This window comes from Archangium sp., from assembly GCF_036389735.1.
Classification (GTDB): domain Bacteria; phylum Myxococcota; class Myxococcia; order Myxococcales; family Myxococcaceae; genus Archangium.
Map to the genome: position 1 here is coordinate 1 of NZ_DASVWK010000882.1, position 1,777 is coordinate 1,777.

Consider the following 1,777-nt stretch of genomic DNA (forward strand, 5'->3'; position numbering starts at 1 on the left):
GGAGAACCAGGGCACCGGATGATTCGGGGGAAGTGGCTGCATGGGCATCCTCCAAGGCGGGAAGCGGGGATGACCTGAGGATAGGCACGACCAGGCAAGCGTCTTCCCCCCGGACGACGAAATGCCCGGAAGAGTACGAAGTGCGCCGTCGCGGCGTTCACTGTCGTCTAACCGGCGAGCAGGGCCGCCTGGGGCTGGGCCACCTCGGCCGCGGCGGGCAGAGTGACGGTGAGCAGCGTGCCCCGGCCCTCCCGGCTCTCCGCGCGCAGCGTGCCACCCAGGCTCGTCACGATGGCGTGGCTCGCCGACAGCCCCAGGCCCGTGCTGGAGGGCCGCGTGGTGACGAAGGGCTCGAAGATGCGCGCCAGCGCCTCGGGCGGCAGGCCCTTGCCGGTGTCCTGCACCTCCACCACCAGCTCCCCCTCCTCCCCGGTATAGGCGGCCACCCGCAGCACGTTGCGCCCGGCCTGCCCCGGCTCCATCGCATGCACCGCGTTGAGCAGCAGGTTGAGGAAGAGCTGGCTGAGCCGGGCCTCGTCCGCGTCCACCTCCGGTACCTCGTGGAAGTCCCGCTCCAGCTGCGCCCGCTGGATCAGCTCGCCACGGATGAGCTTCAGCGCGTTCTCCAGCACGGGCTGCACCCGCACCCGCGCCGGGTGCTCCACCGGCTTGCGCGAGAGCGTCCGCAGGTCCTGGACGATGAGCTTCAGCCGGCTGGCACCCTCCGCCGTCTCGGACAGGGCCTCCAGCACGTCGGTCAGCTCGCCCGACCCATCCAGCCGCTCCAGCTCCTCCCGCGCGAAGGAGAGGTTGGCCATCATGAAGGCCAGCGGGTTGTTCATCTCGTGCCCCACCGCCGCCGCCAGCGAGCCCAGCGCGGACAGCCGGTCCGCCTGGATGAGCCGAGCCTCCATCTGCTTGCGCAGCGTCACGTCCCGGGCGAACACCCGCAGGCCCGCGGGGTCCCACAGCTGCGCCACCGTCAGCTCCCAGTAGCGGTCCGCCAGGTGCACGGTGGGCGCGGGCTCACCCGCGGGCGCGCCCCGCCACATCCACTGCAGCGCCGCCACCACCAGCGGGTGCTGCTCGCCCCTCACCACCAGATCCGGGAAGGCCGTGTGCGTGGCCGGGTTGGCGTAGCGCAGCAGGCCGTCCATGCCCAGCTCCAGCAAGGGCTCGGGGTGCAGCAGCGGGAAGGAGGCCAGCCGGTACAGCGGCTCCTCCAGCGCGCGCAGGCCGGAGACGTCCCGCACCAGCACACTCAACCGGGGCCCGGTGTCGCCAGGAGCCGGAGCGCAGGGGGTGACCTCGGCGGCGTACCAGCGCGTGCGCCCCTCCACCTCCAGTCGGTACTCCAGGCGCCCTCCCGAGCCCCCGTGGCGCACCGCGCGCATCACCGAGAGCAGCGGCTCGCTCGCCTCCGGCCCCAGCACCTCCGACAGCAGACGCCCCTCGGCGCCCGACACATCCCGGCCGAAGGCCCGGCCTGAGGGAGACCACAGCCGCAGACACCGCGTCGCCTCGTCCAGCTCCGCCACCACGTACTCGGCGCTACCCACCTGCCGCGCCGGGGACCGGGACGGCTCGCCCGACTCCCGCACGAAGCCCTCCACCCGGAAGGGCCCCATCAGCAACTCCAGGCTGCCCCCATCGGTGTTCATCCCCGTGAGGATGGACACCAGTGAGGCCGCGTCCGTCTCGGACAGTCGGCGGGTGAGGATGATGCCGTCGGCGAGCGTGGCCTCGGTGAAGAGGAACGGGACGAGCCGGGACTCCT

Annotated in this window: 1 protein-coding gene; it reads right to left on the reverse strand. The window is 72.4% G+C overall.

The genetic code is table 11. The features are described 5' to 3' along the window. Positions 1-167 precede the first annotated feature (167 nt). Positions 168-1,777: sensor histidine kinase (locus tag VF794_RS31600; RefSeq protein WP_331116836.1), on the reverse strand; the 1,610-nt coding region annotated here is incomplete at its 5' end.